Origin of the sequence: Tardiphaga sp., assembly GCF_028290495.1 — a bacterium.
Taxonomy (GTDB): Bacteria; Pseudomonadota; Alphaproteobacteria; order Rhizobiales; family Xanthobacteraceae; genus Tardiphaga.
The window spans coordinates 1-18,015 of sequence record NZ_JAQGJT010000053.1 but is presented as its reverse complement, the minus strand read 5'-3'; the positions used below and the strand labels follow the sequence as shown (position 1 = coordinate 18,015).

Here is an 18,015-nt window from a genome sequence, read left to right as displayed (position 1 = left end):
TCATGCCGCCGGAGCCTTTCTTGTCGATCGAAAACACGCCGAGATCCGTGATCACCATGTCGATCACACCGGCGCCGGTGAGCGGCAGGGTGCATTTGTGCAGGAGCTTCGCCTCGATGGTGCCGTCCTTGGCCTTGGCGCTGTGCTCCATGATGACGCACACTTTCTTGACGCCGGCGACGAGGTCCATCGCGCCGCCCATGCCCTTCACCATCTTGCCGGGGATCATCCAGTTGGCGAGGTCGCCATTCTGCGCCACCTGCATCGCGCCCAGAATCGACAGATCGATATGGCCGCCACGCACCATGGCGAAGGAATCCGACGACGAGAAATAGCTGGTGGTCGGCAGTTCGGTGACAGTCTGCTTGCCGGCGTTGATCAAGTCGGGATCCTCGTCGCCCTCATAGGGAAACGGGCCCATGCCGAGCATGCCGTTCTCGCTCTGCAGCTGCACGTCGACGCCATCGGGAATGTAGTTCGACACCAGCGTCGGAATGCCGATGCCGAGGTTGACGTAGAAGCCGTCCTTCAGCTCTTTGGCTGCGCGGGCCGCCATTTGATCACGGGTCCAGGCCATCGTTCTCTCCTGTTATTTGCGGTTTACGCGGGACGCTTGCGCGAGGTGACTTTTTCGATCCGCTTGTTGACGGTGCCGACCTCGACGATGCGCTTCACGAAAATGCCGGGCGTATGGATGTGGTCAGGATCGATCTCGCCGGCGGGCACCAGATGCTCGACCTCGGCGATGGTGATCTTGGCCGCCGTCGCCATCATCGGGTTAAAGTTGCGCGCGGTCTTGCGGTAGACGAGGTTGCCGGCGGTGTCGCCCTTCCAGGCGTGGACGATGGCAATGTCGGCGAACAGGCCGCGCTCCAGCATGTAGGTCTCGCCGTTGAAATCCATCGTCGGCTTGCCTTCCGAGATCAGCGTGCCGACGCCGGTCTTGGTGTAGAAGCCGGGGATGCCCGCGCCGCCGGCGCGAATCCGCTCCGCAAGCGTGCCCTGCGGCGAGAATTCCAGTTCCAGTTCGCCGGCGAGGTACTGCTGGGCGAACAGCTTGTTCTCGCCGACATAGGACGAGATCATCTTCTTGATCTGGCGGGTTTCCAGAAGGCGCGACAGGCCGATGCCGTCGACGCCGGCATTGTTCGAGACCACCGTGAGATCTTTCACGCCGGATTCGCGCAGCGCGTCCGACAGTGCCTCGGCGATGCCGCACAGGCCGAAGCCGCCCGACATGACCATCATGCCGTCCTTGAGAATACCTTCTAGGGCCGACTTGGCGTCGGGATAGACCTTGTTCATTGGGAATTCAACCTGATGGAGGAAAGCGCTGAATGGCTCGTGAGCCGGTCTTATTGTCGGGATTATTAGGCGGAATTCTCACGGCAGGTCAATCTGGGGGCGGTTCTTCCTTGTTTCTCCCACGGGCGAAGCGAAGCTTTGCAGGAGAGGACAGGCACGGACAGGTGCTGCGCGCGCCGTGCGACCTCATCACCCCTCCTCCGGCCTTGAAAGCGTCAAGAAAACCGAGCAAATTGCGCACCTTGGACGCCGGGCGCATGTTGAGCCGCCGGCGCCTGCAATGGTTCAACCAACCCCGGATAGTTCATTGACGAGTGCCCAAGGAATAAGACGCCTGGGGATGCCGGTTGCGGCGCTCCTGGGCATCGTGCTGGTCGGGCTGTTCGCCATGTCCTGGCTGCTCAACCGCGACGCGCTGCGTCAGGCGGTTGAAGCGCAGATTCGCGCCGTTACCGGGCTCGATCTGGTCGTCAACGGCCATGTCGACGTCTCGGTGTTTCCCGGCAGCTATGTCTCGTTTCACGAGGTTGGCCTGCGCGGCGGCGGTGCGATCGACCCTGCTTTGTCGGTCGATGTGCTGACCGCCAACCTGCGCCTGTTGCCGCTGCTGCTGCAACGCTTCGAAATCTCCGACATGATGATGCTGCGACCGCGCATCAACGTCGTCCGCGACGCCGCCGGTAACAGCAACTGGACACCGTTCATCGAAACCATCGCGCGCACCATGAAGCCGGGCGCCGACCATCCGCTGTCGTTCTCCGAGATTCGCATCCAGGACGGCGTGCTGAACTATCAGGACCCCAATAATTCCGAGACGCTCGGCGACATCGACCTGTCGCTGGCCTGGCCGTCGATCTCGCGCTCTTTTGCCGCAACCGGCCAGTTCGACTGGCGCGGCGAACGCATCGACGGCAGCATCAGCGTCAGCGATTTCATCGCGGCCCTGTCCGGCGATCGCTCCGGGCTGAAGGCGCGCATCGTCAGCGCCCCGATCAAGCTGGCCTTCGACGGCTCGGTCGCCAACCGCGCAAGCCTGATCATGGAAGGCACGCTGACCGCCGACAGCCTGTCGCTGCGCAACGCGCTTCGCTGGGTCGGCCAGGCGCCGCCCGGCTCCGGCGGCTTCGGCCGTTTCGCGCTGAAGGCGCGCGCCAGCCTGGTGGGGCCGTCGATCGCGCTCACCAACGTCAATGTCGAGCTCGACGGCAATGTCGCCGAGGGCGTCATGACCTACAGCAACAATGGCCGCCAGACCCTGCAGGCGACGCTCGCCGCCGGCGCGCTCGACTTCACGCCGTATATTTCCACGGTGCGGCTGTTGGCCTCCGGCGCACGCGACTGGAACCGGCAGTTGTTCGACCTCAACGCGCTGTCCACGACCGATCTCGACATGCGGCTATCGGCCGCCAAGGTCACCGTCGGCTCCTCGGTGCTCGGCCGCACCGCGCTCGGCGCCAACCTGCGCGGCGGCACGCTGGCGCTGTCGGTCGGCGAGGCGCAGCTATATGGCGGCATTGTTCGCGGCTCGTTCGGCATCGCGCATTCCGACGCGGTGGCCGACGTGAAGGCCCAGCTCCAGTTCACCGACGTCGATCTGCAGGCCTGCGCCAGCGACCTGTTCGGCGTCAGCAAACTGACCGGCCGCGGCAATCTGTCGATGGCGCTGGAAGCCTCCGGCTCGTCGCCATTTGGCCTGGCGCAATCGCTCGACGGCACCGCGACCCTGACCGGCCATGACGGCGCGATATCAGGCTTCAACGTCGAGCAGTTGCTGAAGCGGCTGGAGCGCCGGCCGCTGTCCGGCGCCGGCAACTTCCGCTCCGGCTCGACGCCGTTCACGACGCTCAACATGTCCTTCAAGTTCAACGACGGCGTCGCCACCGCGCAGGACATCCGCGTCGAAGGCCCCAACGCGCGCCTGACCCTGACCGGCACCGCCTCGGTGCCATCCAGGGAATACGACCTCAAGGGCGTCGCCAGCCTGGTCTCGGTGGCGAACGCGCCGCCCGGCTTTGACCTGCCGTTCGTGATCCAGGGCCCGTGGGACGATCCGCTGATCTTCCCCGACCCGGAAAGCCTGATCCGCCGCTCGCCGGGCGCAGCCCCGCTGCTCGACGCTGTGAAAGATCGCAAGACTCGCGACGCCGTGCGCTCCGTGCTGGAACGGCTTACCGGGGGCGCGAAGCCAGCGCCGGTGCCCGCCGCGGGGCAGCCGGCCGAGCCACCTGCGGCGGCAGAGCCGAAGGCGGAGTAAGTACCTGCGAATGACGCTTTGGCGCGCTGCGACGTTCTGCTAGAAGCTCGGCTTTCACTGGAATTGAACAGCCGTGCAGTCTCCTCCCGTCGATGCCATTGCCCGCCATCTCTCGACCGCCATCGACAAAAGTCAGGAACTGGCGCGGCCGGAAATCGAGCGCCGGCAGTTGCAGTTGCTCGAGAAGCTTTGCAGCCACGCCCGCGCGCATGTGCCCTTCTATCGCGACACCCGGCGGCTGGATCCGCTGTTTCGAGCCAACGGCCAATTCAGCCTGGAGGGCCTGGCAGACGTGCCGGTACTGACCCGCGCGGTTGCCGCCGACAACGAAGCCGCTCTGGTCGCCGAGCGTATCCCGCCGGAAATGCTGCCGCTGTCGGAAGACTGCACATCGGGGTCGACGGGAACGCCGCTGCGAATCAAGCGCACGCTGATGCAAGCCGTGTTTTCTCAGGTGCTTTTCGAACGCGCGGTGAAATGGAACAACGCCGGGCCGGTGCGCCGCCTGGCCATCACCAACATGATCAAGGCCAGCGAGCGCGCGCAGCTCGCCACGCCGGAAGCCTTGGCGGACGGCGTGCCTCTTGATCTGCCGACTCATCTCGATCCGGCAGAACAGGTCGCATTGATCGGCCGCTTCAAGCCGAGCCACATCATCGCCTTTCCGAATCTCGCCGAGGCGTGGCTGAAGACCGGGCGGCTCGATCAACTCGCCAGCCTGACCACCATGTTCGCCACAGGCGAGGTGTTGCGACCGGCTATTCGCGAACAACTGGAACGCGAACTGAAAGTGCGCGTCATCAATTTCTACTCGGCCACCGAGACCGGACCGATCGCGGCCGCAGGGCCGGATGGAAGGCTGCGCATCAGCGAGGAAACACTGCTGCTGGAGCAGCCGTCCGGCCCCGTTAATCCGTCGCGGCCGGTGCAGGTGATTGCCACGCCGTTCTACGCCTACGCCATGCCGCTGATCCGCTACGCCACCGGCGACTATGTGCGGTTCTCGTCGCGGCGGCCGCGCGAGTCCATCGGGCTGCGCCGGCTTGAAGCCGTGCTCGGCCGCGAGCGCAGCCTGTTCCGGCGTCGCGACGGCACCCGGATCTGGCCGGCGGTGCACGGCGAGGTGATCGGCGACATCGTCCCGCTGCGCGGCTGGCAGCTGGTGCAGGAAACGCTCGACGATGTCGTTATGAAGATCGTGACGTCGGCGCCGCCGGACGATCTGCAACTGGCAAAGTGCCGCAGCGCGCTGGACGATATGGTGCCGGGCTTCAACATCCGTGTGGAAGCGGTCACGCACATTGACGATGATCGCGCCAGCGGCAAGCGCTTCGAAAGCTGCCTGTCTCTGGTCGATTGAGTTCAGAAATGACGAAGCCGGCCGGATGCGATCCGGCCGGCTCGTCAGCTGTTATCTACGTCAGATACTGCAGCTCAGAACTTGTAGCTGATGCCGAGCGAGGCATTGGTCTGGTTGAACTTGACCCGGCTCGGGATGGCAGACCCGCCGTCCGAGAAAGCAAAGGTCTTGGCGCCGAAATCACTGTAGCGGACCTCGCCGCGCGCGATCCAGTTCGTCGTGATCGCATATTCCGCGCCGACGCCGACCGTATAGCCGACCAGAACTTCGGACTGCCCGGAAATGCCCTGGGAGAGAATGCAGATACCATCGCAGGAGCGGTAGCGCGTCAGATCCAGCGAGGATGCGACCTCGGCAAACGCGACGCCGCCGGTCGCATAGAACAGCCAGTTGTCGGCGGCAAAACCGAGACGACCACGGATCGACGCCTGCCAGTCGCTCTTGAACGACAGGCTGCCAACCACACGGGACCCGCCGGTGCCCTGGTCGAAGGCACGGCCGCCCTTCAGGTTGCTGCCGTCAAAATCACCTTCGAAGCCGAACACGGTGCGCCCAACCTGCCAGTTGTAACCGGCATGGGCGCCTCCCTGGAAGCCGCTGATGTCGAAGTGATCGGCCGGCAAGCCAGCGGTAAGGGAGAGATTGTCGCTCTGATCGCCCCAGGCATAGCCGACATGGGCGCCGACGTAGAAGCCGCTCCAGTTGGTGAGCGGCGACAGTGCCGGGGCCTTGGTGTAAGTGCGTGCCGCAAGATCGGCAGCGGCCGCAGGCAGCGCGAGAAGAATCGAAGCGCCCATTACGGCAGCGGTGAGAGTCTTATTCATTGATCAGCCCCTAAAGTTGCGAGCGGACTAATGGGTGATTTGGTCTCTACAGCCAACCCGGTGATACCGGTGGCGCGCGCTATTGCGAAGCACTGTTGCGGCGAAGCGACATTTCCGACGGCAATACGCGCCGTGGGGTTGAGTCGGGAAAACACCGCGCCTTCACCGCGCGCACTTTTCAACAGGCACGCTGAAAAAGCAGCCCGCAGGAGCTTCGCCGCGTTTACAGCGGTGCCGCGCTCTCGCCGCGGGCGCTCGACAGCTTCGACAGCAGCGAAGCGCTCACGATAACCACAGCAATGAACCCGATCACCAGCGTGCAGATCGCGTTGATCTCCGGCTTAACGCCGAGACGCACTTCCGAATAGATCCGGATCGGCAGCGTCGAGGCTCCCGGGCCGGTGGTGAAGGAGGCGATCACCAGATCATCCAGCGAGAGCGTGAAGGCCAGCATCCAGCCCGCGGCAATCGCCGGCCAGATCAGCGGCAGGGTGACGGCGACAAAGGCGCGGACGGGATCGCGGCCGAGGTCCATCGCGGCTTCCTCCAGGCTGCGATCGAGGCCGGCGAGGCGCGATTGCACGACAACCGCGACGAAGCACATCGTCAGCGTCGTATGCGCGATGGTGACGGTCCAGAAGCCGCGGCCGGCGTCGAGCGCGACGAACAGCAGCAACAGCGACAGGCCGGAAATGACTTCCGGCATCACCAGCGGCGCGTACAGCATGCCGGACATCAGCGCGCGTCCCCGAAAGCGTTCGCCGCGCGTCAGCGCGATCGCCGCCAGCGTACCGAGCAAGGTCGCCGACGTCGCCGACACCACCGCGACGCGCAGGCTCATCCAGGCGGCATCGAGCATCGCGCGGTCGTTGAAAAATTCAGTGTACCACCGCGTCGACCAGCCGCCCCACACCGTCACCAGCTTTGATGCGTTGAACGAATAGATCACCAGGATGACGATTGGCAGGTAAAGGAACGCGGCGCCCAGCGCCAACGCTACCACGTTGAAGCGGGAGAAATGACGGGGCATCACCTCACCTCCGGCTGGCGGCGTTGCAGGCGGTCGTAGACGCCAAGCGGAATCAACAGCAGCGCCAGCAGAACGATCGCGGTGGCGGAGGCCACAGGCCAGTCCTTGTTGGTGAAGAATTCCAGCCACAACGTCTGCCCGATCATCATCGAGTCCGAGCCTGCCAGCAGATCGGGGATCACGAATTCGCCGGAGATCGGGATGAAGCACAGCAGCATGCCGGCGCCGACGCCGGGCCGCGACAACGGAAATGTCACGCGCCAGAACGCATCGATACGGGAAGCACCGAGATCGGCGGCCGCTTCCAGCAGCGCGCCGTCCAACCTGGCGAGCGTGGCATAGAGCGGCAGGATCATGAACGGCAGATAGGAATAGACGATGCCGAGGTACATCGCGCTGTCGGTCGACAGCCAAACCACCGGCGCGGACACGATGTGCAGCGCAAGCAGCGCTTTGTTGAGCAGGCCGTCATGCTGCAAAATGTTGATCCAGGCATAGATGCGGATCAGGAACGAGGTCCAGAACGGCACGATCACCAGCATCATGGCGATGCCCTGCCAGCGCTGCGGCAGCCGCGCCATTGCGTAGGCGATGGGATAGCCGATCAACAACAGCAACGCGGTCGAGACCAGCGCCACGCCGAGGCTGCGCAGATAGGAGCCGATGTAGAGATTGTCCGACACCAGCAGCCGGAAATTATCCAGCGAAAGGGCTGCGAAAGACGCCTTCAGCCCCGCGGTCCCATCGGCCCAGCCGAACACCGGCAGGTAGGGCGGCTGCGCGATAGCGGTTTGCGACAGGCTGATCTTCAGCACGAAGCCGAACGGCACCAGGAAAAACAGCACCATCCATACATAGGGCGCGATCGCCGCGCGGCGCCCCGGTGCGGTGAAGATGCGGCGCGCGTTCATCGCGGCAAGACCACGCAGTCATCGGGCGCGAACCACGCCACCACGTGCTGCCCGACGCTGTAGGCATCGACATCGAGCCGCGCCGTATTGGCCAGCGCGGCGCGCAGCGTCCCGCCATGGTCGAGCTTGATCCTGTAGACCGACAACCCGCCGAGATAACCGACCTCGCTGACCGTGCCCTCGACGCTGTTCATCGCGCCGGTATGGCCGCGCTCCACGGCCGGCCCCCTGCGCGCCAGCCGGATCTTTTCCGGCCGGATCGCGAGGCAGATGGCCGAGCCGGCCAGCGGCTGGCGCGGCTCGGCCGCGATCAGCGTGCCCGCCCCAGCGGTTGCGACCGTCAGCCGATAGCCATCCTGCAGCGTCACCTCCCCCTCGATCAGATTGACGTCGCCGACGAAGCCCGCGACCCAGCGCGTTTCCGGCGCCTCGTAGAGCTGCCGCGGCGTCGCAACCTGTTCGAGTCGGCCGTGGCTCATGACGCCGATCCGGTCGGCCATCTTCATCGCCTCGTCCTGGTCATGGGTGACGATGACGAAGGTGGTGCCGAGCCGGCGCTGCAGGGCGATCAGTTCGGTCTGCGTCTCCTCACGCAGCTTCTTGTCGAGCGCCGCCAGCGGTTCGTCGAGCAGCAGCAGTTGCGGCCGCCGCGCCAGCGCGCGGGCCAGCGCGACGCGCTGCTTCTGGCCGCCGGAAAGCTGATGCGGCCTGCGCGTCTGCAAGTCGTTGAGCTTGACGAGATCCAGCATTTCGGCGACGCGGCTGTCGATGCCGAGCCGCGTCAGGCCGGCGTTCTTCAGGCCGAAGCTGATATTGTCGCGGACGTTGAGATGGGGAAACAGCGCGTAGCTCTGGAACATCATATTGACCGGCCGCTGATGCGGCAGCACGGCGGCGATGTCCGTGCCGTCCAGCAGGATGCGGCCGCTATCCGGCGTCTCGAAGCCCGCCAGCATCCGCAGCAGCGTGGTCTTGCCGCAGCCCGACGGGCCCAGCAGCGCGAAGAATTCGCCGGCCTGGATGTCGAGCGAGAGGCCGTCGACCGCGACGAAGCCGCCGAAGGTTTTGGTCACCGCCTCGATCCGCAACAACGGCGTCGGATAGGCAACCGCGGGCGCGGTTGCTGCGGATTCGTCGGTCGAGATGTCAGCAAATGTCGTCATCGCCGCACGCTAGCCGCGGATCGCCGCCGTCTCAACTGTTCGCTACGGCGTTACCCCGCCTTGAGCGCCATCTCCGTGCGCCCCACCAGCCGGGCATATTGTGCAATCGGCGCCGGCCGGCCGATGAAATAGCCCTGCACGCCGTCACAGCCTTCGTTGGCGAGGAAACACAGTTGCGCGTGTGTCTCGACGCCCTCGGCGACGATCGAGACTTCCAAACCGTGGCCGAGTCCGATCACGGCACGGACGATGGCAGCGGATTGCGGATTGCTGCCGAGGTTGGTGACGAAGGCGCGGTCGATCTTGATCTTGTCGAACGGGAAGGCCTGCAGATAGGTCAGCGAGGAATAGCCCGAGCCGAAATCGTCCATCGAGACGCGCACGCCGAGCGCCTTCAGCCGCGTTAACAATGCGACGCCGCGCTCGAAATCCTCGATCAACACGCCTTCGGTGATTTCCAGTTCGAGCCGGCCCGGCTCAAGGCCGGTTTCCTGCAGGATCGAGTGCACCAGCCCGACCAGGTCGCCGTGCATGAACTGCGCTGGCGACAGGTTGACTGCGATCTGCAACGGCAACCGCCATGACGCCGCCTCCAGACAGGCCTGGCGCAGGATCCATTCGCCCATCTCGACGATCAGCCCGCTTTCCTCGGCCAGCGGGATGAAATCGCCGGGCGGTACGAAGCCGCGGGTGGGGTGGATCCAGCGCGCCAGAGCCTCGAAGCCGGTGATGTCGGCATCGATGATGGCCTGCCCGGCGCGCGCCTGGGGTTGATAATGTAGCGACAATTCGCCGTTACGGATCGCCAGCGAAAGGTCCTGGTGCAACACGCGGCGATCGCGCAACAGCCGGTCCATCTCGGGCTCGAACACGCTGATCGAGCCGCGCGAATGCGCCTTGGCGCGGAACAAAGCCGCGCCGGAGTTGGCCAGCAAAGCGGCGGCATTGGCGCCGTCGCGCGGGAACAGCGCGATGCCGGTGGTGACGCCGGTGCGCACCGACTTGCCGTCGATCGGAAAGCCCTGTGCCAGCGCCTCGGCGATGCGCTCGGCGAGCGCCTGCCCGGCTTCCGGCTGCTTGCCGTCGATAATGACGCCGAATTCGTCGCCGCCGAGCCGCGCCACCATGCCACCGCCGGCCGCAGCCTCGATCCGTCGCGACACCTCGACCAGCAGCCGGTCACCGATCGCGTGGCCAAACACGTCGTTGATTTCCTTCAGGCCATCGAGGTCGATCGACAGCACGGCAAATTCATCCACCGCGTCGCCACAAGCGTCGATCATCTGCGCCAGGCCTTGCAGGAAGGAGGCGCGGTTCGGCAGGTCGGTCAGGCCATCATGATAGGCCATATGCGCCATCCGCGCTTCGGTCTGGCGCCGGTCGGTGACATCCTCGTAGGTCTTGATCAGATATTGCGGTTGACCGTTGTCGTCAGGCACGGTCACGCGGCGGGTGAGAAACAGGCGAAGCCCGTCGCGGGTGTTGATCGGATGCTCTTCGGCGACCGGCAGACCGCTGCGTATCGCGGCCAGATCGCGACCTATGATCAACTTCGCGTCCTCCGGCCGCAGCATGTCGCCGACGGTGAGACCGATGGCGTCCTCGTGGCGGCGGTTGAGGACGGTCTCGGCGCTGCTGTTGGCGAACAGGTACCTGCCGTCGCTCGCGCTCTGCACGATAAGTGACACCGGGATATTATCGACGACGGTCTTGAGGAATTTCTTGGTGCTCTCCAGTTCGTCCTCGAGATGGCGCTGTTCGGTACAATCTTCGTGGATGCCGATCGAGCCGCCGTTCGGCAGCGGATTTAATTTGACCCGGACGTAGCGACCACCGGGAAGCTCGGCGACATACATGCCCTTCAACGGAAAGGTCTTGTAAAATTGCACGCTTTTGAAATCGAGCTGACCGCGCTGTCGCCGCAAATCGCGCAGCCCCTCGCCCGTGATATTCTGGGTGAGGTCGGAGCGGGCTAATTCATAAATTTCAAGATAACGGTCGTTGCAGAACACCACGCGCTTCTGCGCATCCACCATCACGATGCCCTGGCTCAGGTGATTCAGCGCCGAGCCGACAAAAGTGTTGCGCCGCTGCTGCTGGCTCCTGACATAACGCAGGGCGGAGACCGCCCACAGCATGAGCGCGGCCAGAAAAGCCGGCGCCACGATGCCACCGATCAGGATCTGCCAGACCACCTGCGGATCTAGTTCGCCGAAGCGGTCCGGCGGCGCCCAGGCGAAAGCTGCTCCGGCGATGCCGAGCGCGGCAGCGACGAGCAGGCACGCCATCGCGATAGCGGGAATTACCGCCGCGCCGCCCGTTCGCCACATCTTGCCAGCCATTGCTCACCCGCGTATTCGGATGGCCAGTGTTTAATGGCAGGTATTTGGATCAGGTAAACGGATCCTCATTACAACGGGGGACGGTGCCATGAACCGCTGCGATCAAATACGATGCTTAACGCATTGCTAACAACGGCCGCTGCAAAGCGGCTTCCGTCACCACTGGTGATCCCTTTGAAGAATGACCGGGTGGTATATGGACAAGGTTGAATGCGTCGTGGTCGGAGCTGGCGTGGTCGGGCTCGCCATCGCCCGGCGGCTGGCGCAGGCCGGCCGTGAGGTGATCGTGCTGGAGGCGCTTGACGCCATAGGCACCGTCACTTCGTCGCGCAACAGCGAGGTCATTCACGCCGGAATTTATTATCCCGCCGGCAGCCTGATGGCCCGGCTTTGTGTGGCCGGCAAGCAGGCGCTCTATGCCTATTGCCGCGAGCGCGGCATCGGGCACAGCAATTCCGGCAAGCTGATCGTCGCAACGCGTACGGAAGAGATCGGCCGGCTGCAGTCGATCAAGGCGCATGCCGAAGCCAACGGCGTCGATGACCTCGTCGTCCTGTCCGGAGCCGAGGCCCGCGCGCTCGAGCCGGAGCTGGCCTGCGAGGCGGCACTGTTGTCTCCCTCGACGGGGATCGTCGACAGCCACGGCTACATGCTGTCGCTGCGCGGCGATGCCGAGGCTGCCGGAGCGGCGTTTGCGCTGCAGGCGCCGCTCATCAGCGGCCGTGTCACCACGAACGGATTCGAACTCGATATCGGCGGCGACGCGCCGATGCAGTTGGCGTGCGATCTGCTGATCAATTCGGCGGGCCTTTCCGCAACGGCCATCGCGCGCAGCCTCGACGGCATGCCGCTCGAGCTCATTCCGCCGGCCTATCTGGCAAAGGGCTGCTACTTCAGCTGCAGCGCCAAGGCGCCGTTTTCGCATTTGATCTATCCGGTGCCGGAGCCAGGCGGCCTCGGCGTGCACCTGACGCTGGATCTCGCGGGCCAGGCCCGGTTCGGGCCCGATGTCGAATGGGTCGATCAAATCGACTACACCGTGGATCCCGCACGGGGCGAAAAATTCTATCCGGCCATCAGGCGTTATTGGCCGGCGCTGCCCGACGGCGCGCTGATTCCGAGCTATTCCGGCATGCGACCGAAGATCGTACCACCGGCTGTCGCGGTACAGGATTTCATGATCCAGGGGCCGCAGGCGCACGGCGTGCGCGGGCTGATCAACCTGTTCGGCATCGAGTCGCCGGGGCTGACATCGTCGCTGGCGATTGCGGATTACGTCGCCGAGATGATCGAGCCGCAACAGCAAGCCTGATCTGGCATCCCTCGATGCACATTCCCTCGGTGGAAGCACCGAAGGTACGTGCATCTCGGGTTGATGGAAGGTTTGTCGGTAGGGGAAATTTCGCTAGTGCAGCGTCTCGCTGGCGGCTTGCTTGAGACGTTCGATCTGGTCTTTGAGTACCAGCTTGCGGCGCTTGAGTTCGACGATCCTCAGATCGTCCGTCGAAAGATGCACGAGAGCTTCGTGCAATTCTGTTTCCAGAACCTTGTGCTTGCGCTCGAGTTCGACGAGGTGCGCCTGTAATGCCATTCGAAATCTCCTGGTAAGTTTGAACCTCGGATTCGGTGGACGATGAATTCTACATGACAGTGGACATCTGTCGATAGGTCTTGAAAATTGCATTTTCAGTTTTTGCGCAATGTGAAACGAATCGTGACTTGATTACCTCGGATATCTTCGGAACCTCACGCTTGCGCGGTGCATCCGCACCGGCGATAGTCGGGTGATGCATTTGGTCGCAACCGCTCCCCAAGCCAGTCAGCTAGACCCATGAATGACGACGAAGATCGCTCGCTCCCAGCCGAACTGGCCAGGCTGCAGCAGGAACACCGCGACCTCGACGCGGCCATCGAAGCCCTGCATCATTCGCCGGCGCCGGACCTGTTGCGTCTGCAGCGACTGAAAAAGCGCAAGCTGCAACTACGCGATCGTATTTCATTCATCGAAGACCAGATCACGCCGGACATCATCGCCTGAACTGCGCAGCTTGATTCGTGGATAGCGCACTGCTCCGCCACGGCGCGATGTGCGACGTAAAACGCGCATCAAGACGTCCGCTTTGACGGTGCGCATGCAGGCTCATCGATGATGTCGGCGATCATCGCGCGCTAAGCGATTCGCGATCTCCCGCGCAGCACACGCCCGTTGATCTGCCATCGAGGCCTCATGAGTCGAACGACTCAGAGGTCGTGCGTATTCCATTCACGGTCCGGCCTTTCCGCATCGCGACCAGCGTGATGCCGAACATCCCATTTCCCGCATCCGCGCGCGGAGTTGACTTGAGAACGAAATAAGAACACGGTATTTTTCCGCAGCTGAGAGCCAGCCATGCCTGATGTCACTTATTACGTCGCTCTGCCATTTTTACAGGACGATTCCGGCACCCCTGCTGCCGGTGCTGCGGAGGAGTGTCAGAGCGCCTCGGGGGCGATCCGCCGGGCAGAGATATTGTCGCGCACGCCGGGCAGCATCGGTGCAGTCGCGTTCAGCCGGACAGGCGATCCCATGATGGGTGAGTTCGGCGACGCCCAGGTGATCCGCAAGTTCGGCGATGTCCCGGACGATCTCAGCGCGCTGTGATCCACAATCAGACGTCGGTTCCATAACTGGAAAGTGATCACCTTGGCGGGCTGGCGAATGGACAAAAAATCACGATCCAACGATAGCAGGGCATGGCTAATTATCGTTGGGACGAATCCCAGATTGAACATCTCAAAGAGCTGATCACGCGCAAGGTTTCACTGGCACGGGCCGCCGTTATCTTGAAGCGGCCGCAATCCTCGGTGCAAATTCAGGCGCGCCGACTCGGCACTCCATTCCCCGGGATCCGCGCCACCAAGGCATTGCTGAAGGCCAGGATGGAAGCAGCCGAAGGAAAAGCGTCGCGGTGAACTCGGCCATCGAGCAAATCGTTTCCGCTTATGTTGCCCTTGGCAATCTTCAGGCGTTGCAGGATCTGAAGCAACATCGCGAAGCCCTCGCCGGGATCGTCAGGGACCGGGCCGACTTCAATTTCGCTGTCCTGCTCGGCCAGATCGACGACGACATCGCCGCGATCGATGCCGGGCTGGACCGGCTGCGCAGCAGGACCGAGCCGCTCGACGAGTAGCCCGCCAGACTTCCTGACCACGGCCACGCACCGCGTGTGTAGCATCTGCTCTGTCAGCTCGCAGCCTGCGTCGCGCGGCGCTGTTTCTTTCGCGCGTACATCGCGCGATCGGCTACCTCCAGCGCGACGGCGCCGGACACGCCTTGTTCAAGTACGGAGATACCGGCCGAAGCACCGGCAGAGACATCGCTGTTGCCGAACGAGAACCTCAGCGCGTCGATGGTGACTTCGAGTTGCAGCGCCTTGGCACGCGCGTCGGTTTCGTTGAGATTCCACAGCAGCAGAATGAATTCGTCACCGCCGAGGCGGCCGATCACGTCGGAGGCGCGGACATGTTGGCGCAGCACGCCAACCACCGCCTTCAGCACTTCATCGCCTGCGGCGTGACCAAAGCTGTCGTTGATCGGCTTGAGACGATCGACATCAAGCATGACCAGCGCTCCGCTGGCACGGTAGCGTGAAATATAGGCGACGGCGCGGGTGAGTTCGCGCGCAAAGCCGCGACGGTTGAGGACATCCAGCAGGAAGTCGGTCTCGGCAGACGCCCGCAGCTCGGCGATTTGGCTGCGCGCTTCAGCCAGCTCCGCCTCCAGCCGGCGAATCGTCTGCGTGGCCACGGGAACCCGCGATATCGTCTGGGAAACCAGCGCTTTGCCGATACGTAACAGGCGATTCGCCAGCATCCGCCCGGGTGTAGGGGGTTTCTTTTTCATGGGGTTTGCTACAAGACTTGGGCGTCTTCACCAAGACAGCATCATCTCTACGACGCGCCTTGCCTGGCAAGGGGCGATACCTGTATTTCCAGCCTATCTTTCTGGATTCGCGAAAGAAATCACGGAATGCCCGCGCCCGTCACCATCATCATGGGAAGCCAGTCCGACTGGGACACCATGCGCCACACCGCCGACACGCTGACCGCGCTCGGCATTGCAAGCGATCAGCAGATCGTCTCTGCGCACCGCACGCCGGAACGGCTGTATAATTTTGCCAGGGGCGCCAAGGCTGCCGGCGTGAAAATTATCATCGCTGGCGCCGGGGGCGCGGCCCACCTGCCGGGCATGACCGCGGCGCTGACCGAGCTGCCGGTATTCGGCGTGCCGATTCAGTCCAAGGCGTTGTCCGGCCTGGATTCGCTGTATTCGATCGTGCAGATGCCCGCCGGCATTCCGGTCGGCACGCTGGCGATCGGCAAGGCCGGCGCCGTCAACGCTGCCCTGCTGGCCGCAGCCGTGCTGGCGCTGCACGACAACGCGCTGGCCGTCCGGCTGGCCGCCTGGCGTCAGGCGCAGACCGATGCCGTGGCCGAGCGGCCGGAGGAATCGGCGTGACGGTTATCCCCTTGAAGAAGCTGAAGCCCGGCGACACCATCGGTATTCTCGGCGGCGGCCAGCTCGGCCGCATGCTGGCGATGGCCGCGGCCCGGCTCGGCCTGCGCTGCCAGGTGTTCTCGCCGGACCCGGATTCACCCGCCTTCGACGTGGTGCAGCACGCCACCTGTGCCGAATATGCCGACGTCGAGGCGCTCGAGCTGTTCGCCAATGATTGCGATGTCATCACCTACGAGTTCGAGAACGTCCCCTCTGCCACCGCGATGATTCTCGACGCCCGCCGCCCGGTGCTGCCGGCGCAGGCGATCCTGACCACCACACAGGACCGGCTGATCGAAAAGGATTTCATCACGAAGCTCGGCATCGGCACCGCAGCCTACGCGGACGTGTCGTCGGTGTCCGAACTGCGCACGGCGGTCGAAACCATCGGCCTGCCCGCCGTGATCAAGACCCGCCGCTTCGGCTATGACGGCAAGGGCCAGGCGATCATCCGCGCGGGCGACGACCTTAGCCAGGTCTGGGAAGACCTCGCCACCAAGTCAGCGATCCTCGAGGCCTTCGTGCCGTTCGAGCGCGAGATCTCGGTGGTCGCCGCACGCGGCGCCGACGGCCAGGTCGAATGTTTCGACGTGACGCAGAACGAGCACCGCGACCACATCCTGAAGTTCTCCTACGCGCCCGCCGACGTCTCGGACGAACTCGCGGCGACAGCCCGCGGCATCGCCGAGAAGATCGCCGGAGCGCTCGACTATGTCGGCGTGCTCGCGGTCGAGCTGTTTGTGGTGGCGAGCCCGGAGGGCACCATCCTGCTGGTCAACGAGATCGCACCAAGGGTGCATAATTCCGGGCACTGGACGCTGGACGGCGCCTCGGTGTCGCAGTTCGAGCAGCATATCCGCGCCATCGCCGGCTGGCCGCTGGCCAAGCCGGTGCGGCACGGCCAGGTCACCATGACCAACCTGATCGGCGACGACATCCTGACCTACGAGAACTGGATGACTGTCCCCGGCGCCACCGTGCATCTGTACGGCAAGGGTACGCCGAAGCCGGGCCGCAAGATGGGCCACGTCACCGAAGTCACGCGACCGGGCGGAAAATAGCCACCTGCTGTTGGCCTGGAGCTTCAAAAAAAATGGGACCACGGCGAGCCGTGGTCCCATTTCTCGTTTGAATGGAGCTTTGTTTTGAAGCGTTTTCTTGACGCGAACCGGTATCCGCGTCGCTCGAAAACGCTCTGATCAGCTCGCGGTCTTGCCTTCGACGACGCCAGCGGGCTCGTCGCTGAGCCAGCGATAGATCACGCCGCCCAGCACGCCGCCGATCAACGGCGCCAGCCAGAACAGCCACAGCTGCTGGATCGCCCAGCCGCCGACGAACAGCGCCGGTCCGGTGCTGCGTGCCGGGTTCACCGAGGTGTTGGTGACGGGAATGCTGACGAGATGGATCATCACCAGCGCCAGACCGATCGCCAGCGGCGCGAATCCGGCCGGCGCCTTGCCGTGGGTCGAGCCCATGATGATGAAAAGGAACATCATGGTCATCACCACTTCCATCACGAAGCAGGCCATCAGGCTGTATTTGCCGGGCGAATGCGCGTCGTAGCCGTTCGAGGCAAAGCCCTTGGCGACATCGAAGCCGGCCGCGCCGCTGGCAATGACATAGAGCACCGCGGAGGCAGCGATCGCGCCGATCACCTGCGCGACGATGTAGGGCACGACCTGTCCGGCCGGAAAACGTCCACCGGCGGCGAGGCCCACCGTGACCGCGGGATTGAGATGACAGCCCGAGATATGACCGATCGCGTAAGCCATCGTCACCACGCTGAGGCCGAAGGCCAGCGAGACGCCGACCAGGCCGATGCCGACTTCCGGGAAGCCCGCGGCGATCACCGCACTGCCGCAACCGGCAAAGGTCAACCAGAACGTACCGATGGCTTCGGCTGCGTATTTTTTCGCATTCATGACGTTTTCCTCCCTGAGTCGGACTTCACCCCTCAGGGAGTACCATGACTACATGTGGTAAGGCGATAATCAGGCCCGGAAGAGCACAAATCCCGTGTTTTTTCGGGGACGGCTGGCGCTATAAAGCGCCCGGCGAGGTGGACATTCCAGATTCCATCTGGTACATCCGCCGCCTTGAGGTTGAGGACATGGCCTTCGTCGGTCCTTAGCTTTACCCGAATTCCAATCCGATTAATTGAAGAGGATGCCGCGTGCAGGTTCTCGTTCGCGATAATAACGTCGATCAGGCTCTCAAGGCGCTGAAGAAGAAGATGCAGCGTGAGGGTATTTTCCGCGAGATGAAGCTCCGCGGTCACTACGAAAAGCC

At 63.7% G+C, this 18,015-nt stretch carries 20 protein-coding genes; 10 read left to right on the top strand and 10 right to left on the bottom strand.

Features of this window, described 5'->3' with window-relative positions:
• Positions 1-577 (bottom strand): 3-oxoacid CoA-transferase subunit B (locus JWQ24_RS10390; protein ID WP_299807320.1); only part of this gene is annotated, 577 nt, incomplete at its 3' end.
• 23 nt (positions 578-600) lie between these two features.
• Complete coding sequence (locus tag JWQ24_RS10385; protein WP_299807318.1) at positions 601-1,305, bottom strand: CoA transferase subunit A; 705 nt, start codon at positions 1,303-1,305, stop codon at positions 601-603.
• Positions 1,306-1,645: 340 nt separating this feature from the next.
• Here JWQ24_RS10385 and JWQ24_RS10380 point away from each other — a divergent pair, with 340 nt between their 5' ends.
• Together JWQ24_RS10380 and JWQ24_RS10375 are read left to right on the top strand one after the other, a co-directional pair.
• Positions 1,646-3,559, top strand: a complete 1,914-nt coding sequence (locus JWQ24_RS10380) for an AsmA family protein (RefSeq protein ID WP_299807316.1) — start codon at positions 1,646-1,648, stop codon at positions 3,557-3,559.
• Between the two features lie 73 nt (positions 3,560-3,632).
• On the top strand, positions 3,633-4,919 hold the full coding sequence (locus JWQ24_RS10375; RefSeq protein WP_299807314.1) for an AMP-binding protein: 1,287 nt from the start codon (positions 3,633-3,635) through the stop codon (positions 4,917-4,919).
• A 74-nt stretch (positions 4,920-4,993) separates the two neighbouring features.
• On the opposite strand, the gene JWQ24_RS10370 is transcribed toward JWQ24_RS10375, so the two are convergent.
• The 5 genes from JWQ24_RS10370 to JWQ24_RS10350 all read right to left on the bottom strand — a co-directional run bounded on the left by JWQ24_RS10370 (position 4,994) and on the right by JWQ24_RS10350 (position 11,135).
• Positions 4,994-5,743: an outer membrane protein gene (locus JWQ24_RS10370; protein WP_299807312.1), complete on the bottom strand. Its 750-nt coding sequence runs from the start codon at positions 5,741-5,743 to the stop codon at positions 4,994-4,996.
• A gap of 223 nt (positions 5,744-5,966) precedes the next feature.
• On the bottom strand, positions 5,967-6,773 hold the full coding sequence (locus JWQ24_RS10365) for an ABC transporter permease (protein WP_299807310.1): 807 nt from the start codon (positions 6,771-6,773) through the stop codon (positions 5,967-5,969).
• A complete protein-coding gene (locus tag JWQ24_RS10360; RefSeq protein ID WP_299807307.1) occupies positions 6,773-7,684 on the bottom strand; it encodes an ABC transporter permease subunit in 912 nt (303 codons plus the stop codon). The genes JWQ24_RS10365 and JWQ24_RS10360 overlap by 1 nt, the downstream gene beginning before the upstream one ends.
• Positions 7,681-8,847 carry an ABC transporter ATP-binding protein gene (locus tag JWQ24_RS10355; RefSeq protein ID WP_299807305.1) on the bottom strand — a complete coding sequence of 389 codons (1,167 nt, stop codon included), beginning with the start codon at positions 8,845-8,847 and terminating at the stop codon, positions 7,681-7,683. Before JWQ24_RS10355 ends, JWQ24_RS10360 begins: the two co-directional genes overlap by 4 nt.
• Positions 8,848-8,897: 50 nt before the next feature.
• Positions 8,898-11,135, bottom strand: a complete 2,238-nt coding sequence (locus JWQ24_RS10350) for an EAL domain-containing protein (RefSeq protein ID WP_299807324.1) — start codon at positions 11,133-11,135, stop codon at positions 8,898-8,900.
• Positions 11,136-11,385: 250 nt separating this feature from the next.
• Here JWQ24_RS10350 and JWQ24_RS10345 point away from each other — a divergent pair, with 250 nt between their 5' ends.
• A complete protein-coding gene (locus JWQ24_RS10345) occupies positions 11,386-12,501 on the top strand; it encodes an NAD(P)/FAD-dependent oxidoreductase (protein WP_299807303.1) in 1,116 nt (371 codons plus the stop codon).
• Positions 12,502-12,594: 93 nt separating this feature from the next.
• Here JWQ24_RS10345 and JWQ24_RS10340 read toward each other — a convergent pair whose 3' ends face one another.
• Entirely contained in the window at positions 12,595-12,780 is a 186-nt protein-coding gene (locus JWQ24_RS10340) for a DUF465 domain-containing protein (RefSeq protein WP_299807301.1), read from the bottom strand.
• Positions 12,781-13,020: 240 nt separating this feature from the next.
• On the opposite strand from JWQ24_RS10340, the gene JWQ24_RS10335 reads away from it, so the two are divergent.
• From JWQ24_RS10335 to JWQ24_RS10320, 4 genes are all read left to right on the top strand, one after another.
• Positions 13,021-13,227, top strand: a complete 207-nt coding sequence (locus JWQ24_RS10335; protein WP_299807299.1) for a DUF465 domain-containing protein — start codon at positions 13,021-13,023, stop codon at positions 13,225-13,227.
• A 351-nt stretch (positions 13,228-13,578) separates the two neighbouring features.
• Entirely contained in the window at positions 13,579-13,830 is a 252-nt protein-coding gene (locus JWQ24_RS10330) for a hypothetical protein (protein ID WP_299807297.1), read from the top strand.
• 92 nt (positions 13,831-13,922) lie between these two features.
• Positions 13,923-14,141, top strand: a complete 219-nt coding sequence (locus JWQ24_RS10325) for a hypothetical protein (protein ID WP_299807295.1) — start codon at positions 13,923-13,925, stop codon at positions 14,139-14,141.
• A complete protein-coding gene (locus JWQ24_RS10320) occupies positions 14,138-14,359 on the top strand; it encodes a hypothetical protein (protein WP_299807293.1) in 222 nt (73 codons plus the stop codon). Before JWQ24_RS10325 ends, JWQ24_RS10320 begins: the two co-directional genes overlap by 4 nt.
• 53 nt (positions 14,360-14,412) lie before the next feature.
• On the opposite strand, the gene JWQ24_RS10315 is transcribed toward JWQ24_RS10320, so the two are convergent.
• On the bottom strand, positions 14,413-15,072 hold the full coding sequence (locus JWQ24_RS10315; protein WP_299807291.1) for a GGDEF domain-containing protein: 660 nt from the start codon (positions 15,070-15,072) through the stop codon (positions 14,413-14,415).
• A gap of 126 nt (positions 15,073-15,198) precedes the next feature.
• Between JWQ24_RS10315 and purE the strand changes: the two genes are divergently transcribed.
• Both purE and JWQ24_RS10305 read left to right on the top strand, forming a co-directional pair.
• Positions 15,199-15,687, top strand: coding sequence for a 5-(carboxyamino)imidazole ribonucleotide mutase (gene purE, locus JWQ24_RS10310; protein WP_299807289.1), 489 nt, complete (start codon positions 15,199-15,201; stop codon positions 15,685-15,687).
• Positions 15,684-16,787, top strand: a complete 1,104-nt coding sequence (locus JWQ24_RS10305; RefSeq protein WP_299807287.1) for a 5-(carboxyamino)imidazole ribonucleotide synthase — start codon at positions 15,684-15,686, stop codon at positions 16,785-16,787. Before purE ends, JWQ24_RS10305 begins: the two co-directional genes overlap by 4 nt.
• Positions 16,788-16,925: 138 nt before the next feature.
• Here JWQ24_RS10305 and aqpZ read toward each other — a convergent pair whose 3' ends face one another.
• Positions 16,926-17,648, bottom strand: a complete 723-nt coding sequence (gene aqpZ, locus JWQ24_RS10300) for an aquaporin Z (protein WP_299807285.1) — start codon at positions 17,646-17,648, stop codon at positions 16,926-16,928.
• A gap of 251 nt (positions 17,649-17,899) precedes the next feature.
• Here aqpZ and rpsU point away from each other — a divergent pair.
• A partial coding sequence (rpsU, locus tag JWQ24_RS10295; RefSeq protein ID WP_299807322.1) for a 30S ribosomal protein S21 occupies positions 17,900-18,015 on the top strand: 116 nt, incomplete at its 3' end.